Raw genomic sequence first — 3,325 nt, 5'->3', positions numbered from 1 at the left:
CGCCAGTCGGACAAGCAGCGGCAGCACTGGGACCCAATCGATGGATGCAATGATCCCGCGCGCGGCGTCGTCTTCCCCACGCGCTGCAAAAATGCTGATCATAGTGTACAGGCAAGTGGCCTCGTCGTTGTCCCAGTGATCGCTGCTGAACCCGGCCTTCGCGATTGCCTGCTTCGCTAACCCGGCCTGCGCAAGCGATACGGCGGCTCGACAGTCTCTTCCGGTGCTCGAGGCTAAATCACGTGCGCGCGCCAACGCATCCCGGATGGCCTTAGCATCATCGTTGGCTTTGGCCTTCGTTTGCCCGATCAAAAGCAGCGTTTCGAGTTTCAGCGTGTCGCCCGCATCCACCGTGTTGTAGTCGACGCGGTCAACTTGCTCGAGTGCTGCTTTGGCACCTCGGCTTGTGAGGAGGCCGCGCGCCGCTGCGTCTTGTGCTTCAACGCTGCCGGCGGCGGCTTTCGCCGCTCTGTCGAGGTCGCCGTAAGATGCGAAATAGTGTGCAAGCCAAACCTTGCGTGGCAACGAGTCCTGCCCGACCGTGACCGCTTGAAGCGCCAAATCGAATTGGCGGTTGCGAATGAGTGAAGCGAGTAGCGCCTGAGAATCCTCGGCGCTGAGGTTATATAGATCGTTGGTGCCGAAGGGCGCTGCGGGCTCAAATATTTTGGCCGCCAAGCCCTGGACGAGCGCTTGTTCGACGGCGTGTCGGTCGATGCCGAGGGAAGGGTCAGCGCTTAGTATTTGAAGAGCAATATCGGTGTCGGGGAACTCGATCACCGCATTCTGAAGATCTGTCCACGCAGCGATGGTGGATGCGAGGGCCGTATCGGGTTTTGTCTTAGATGCAGCGAACTCGGCAATGGCGCGGTTCACCAATTCTTCGGGCTGTGTCGCAAGCGCCGGCGACGCGACTGCTATGAGAATACACACAGTAGCACAACGCAGCATCGAAGCCTCACTGAGGAACGGTTTCCAGCTTGCTGGAAACGGCAGTGACTGTGACGGCAACCGGTGTGTCCTTGATGTCTTTGAGTTTGGCGATCAGTTCAGTCAGAACCTGATCCACATCTTCGCATCCGACATATCGCGCGGCTTCAACCTGAAAGTCACCCAACGCTCTGGCGACTTCAGCATGCCCAGTTACGAAAGTCGGAGACAACCAAAGCCTGCTTAGGTCCGCCAGGGTCTCCCTCAGCGCGGCTTGAGCGCGTCCGAAGTTGCGTTGTTCCTCTGGGGCGTTGGCTACGAGCGGCTTCTCAACTTCCGTTTGGAAGGCCGCTAAATGCTTTGTCGCTTCTGCCACCGGCAAACTCTCGTCCTCAGCCAGTGGATTTAATAGGACGAGAACCTTCGCTGCCGGCGCGCTGAGATCGTCGAGACCACTGCAAGATGTCACGGCGAGGTGACTGATCTTGGCACGCTCATCCGGCCCGACTTTCAATCCGACCAGGATCCGGTCCAGCAGCACGGCGTCCACAGCTGCTTGCCCATCAATACCTTCGACGGGTTGCGCAGTCACCGCCTTTGGAAGGAGGTCGCTCAAGTTACTGCCGGTCCGTATCAACATTCCATAGAGGGCCGCCACGACGAGGCCGAGACTAAACGCCGTTAGGCTTGCGCCAGCGGCCGTGTACGTCATGCCAACGCGCGCGTTACCTTCTTTCGTGACCTGCTCAGCCGCGCTCTTAGCTTCTCTGGCTTTCGAGGCAAAACGAGTATTCGCGTCGGCAAGGGTTTCAGCAGTCAATTTCTCTGCTGCAACTGCCGCGTCCAGGTCCGTCTGTGCTTGGGTGCGTTGCGCTGCCGCCTGCGTGGCTTCGTCCTGCTTTGCGGCCAGTTGGTCTGCCGGTGGTTGAGGCACGATCGCCTGGAGCGCAGCAAGCTCCGCTTCTGCAGCCACCTTCTTTTTGTCTGCTTCGGCAAGAAATGCGGTCGCCGAGGCGGTTTTGCGGGCAGCGGCCTCTTGGGCAATTTTCGCATCGTCCGCCGCCGCTAACGCCGACTCGCGGGCAGCTTCTGCATTCGTCTTGCGGGTGTCAGAGGCATTTGTGGTTGTTTGTGCCCACGGCAGGTAGAAGCTTCCGGCGACACCTAAGAGTCCGAAGAGTGACGTCAGCACGCCCGAAACCACCGGCGATTGGCTGAGCCCGACGAACAGGCCGATAACCACTCCAAGAGCCGCGATACCGATCAGATAGACCGTGAGCCCCTTCATTGTTTTTACCCCCTTCGTGTCGCACCAAGAGCGGCGACAGCGGCTTCGACCGACCGGATGACAGGCCTTAGGCAGCCGCCCAGGGAACCCGGGTTCATACCCTGCGAAGCTAACGATTCGCATGTCGAGCGCGTCAACTGTCCGATCGGACAGGTGACGTATTTTAGCATCACTGCAATCATCCCATTGGGAAAACATTGGGGGTTGTGCGATGATTTCGGCTCACGTCGTCAGTGCGCTCAACAAGCATCTCTACGAAAACGAATTCGACGAGTTTTTGCGACGTCGTCACGACTTCTTTGTGCACCAGAAACGGTGGCGCCCTCCGAGCCCCGATGGCCGCGAATTGGATCAGTTTGATACCGACGCAGCGACCTACCTGCTCGGCATGGAAGAAGGCCGCGTCGTGACCTCGGCTCGACTTATCCCAACGAGCGAGCCGCACATGGTCTCGGAGGTTTTTCCTCACATGTGTGAGCGAACGGGCGTTCCCCGGCGTCCCGACTGGGCCGAATGGACGCGCACCTTCGTCGTTCCCGACAAACGCGCGACAGGGCTTCGAGGCACGCTAACGCAGCTATGCTGCGCGGTGATGGAATACGCCCTCGACGAAGGGCTGAGCGCCGTCGGTGGTGTCCAGGAAACCTACTTCATGCCCCACCACGGCGCGCTGAAATGGCACGCCGAGCCACTCGGTATGGCCAGAGAAGAAAACGGCGAGTGGTACATCGTCGCCTATATCGACGTGAACGAGGCGGCGTTGGCGAGCGTGCGCAGGATACTGGGGATTGAGCATTCATTGCTGGTGCGACGGGGAAGGCAGGTGCCGTTCATCAAACCTGTCGAGACGTTAAGCAGAGTCGCCTAGCAGCAGTCGCTGTTGACCGGTCCGATCCAATCCAGATTAGACGTTGCTACCAAGCGCGTTTGGCATCCTGACGTTGCCCCCAGTTTCTATCCAGTTTTGAGTTCGTTTCCGGCGTGGGTTGTGCCCTGCTGGGCGGGTGAAGCGACGGTCGCTGGCGCGGAGCCTTTGGCATAGCGCAGCGCGAGCGACCGTCGCGGATTGAAGGTGGTGGCGACCTCGGCCGGTGTCTGCCAGGCGAT

General features: G+C 59.6%; 3 protein-coding genes. 1 reads left to right on the top strand and 2 read right to left on the bottom strand.

Annotation, left to right across the window (positions count from 1 at the left end):
* Positions 1–876 (bottom strand): hypothetical protein (locus tag EOA29_RS29885; RefSeq protein WP_145969865.1); only part of this gene is annotated, 876 nt, incomplete at its 3' end.
* 82 nt (positions 877–958) lie between these two features.
* A complete protein-coding gene (locus EOA29_RS29880; RefSeq protein ID WP_127222012.1) occupies positions 959–2,218 on the bottom strand; it encodes a hypothetical protein in 1,260 nt (419 codons plus the stop codon).
* 211 nt (positions 2,219–2,429) lie between these two features.
* On the opposite strand from EOA29_RS29880, the gene EOA29_RS29875 reads away from it, so the two are divergent.
* The gene (locus tag EOA29_RS29875) at positions 2,430–3,086 is read left to right on the top strand and encodes an acyl-homoserine-lactone synthase (RefSeq protein WP_127222011.1); all 657 of its coding nucleotides are present in this window, start codon (positions 2,430–2,432) and stop codon (positions 3,084–3,086) included.
* The last annotated feature ends 239 nt before the right edge of the window (positions 3,087–3,325 follow it).

It is taken from the genome of Mesorhizobium sp. M1E.F.Ca.ET.063.01.1.1 (genome assembly GCF_003998155.1).
Taxonomy (GTDB): Bacteria; Pseudomonadota; Alphaproteobacteria; order Rhizobiales; family Rhizobiaceae; genus Mesorhizobium.
Note: the sequence above shows the minus strand (reverse complement) of the source record. Positions and strands in the feature narration are given on the sequence as shown.

What these genes read in the sequence shown, in the direction of transcription:
- EOA29_RS29875 (WP_127222011.1), top strand. Translation starts at nt 2,430, where the DNA reads ATGATTTCGGCTCACGTCGTCAGTGCGCTCAACAAGCATCTCTACGAA.
- EOA29_RS29880 (WP_127222012.1), bottom strand. Translation starts at nt 2,218, where the DNA reads ATGAAGGGGCTCACGGTCTATCTGATCGGTATCGCGGCTCTTGGAGTG.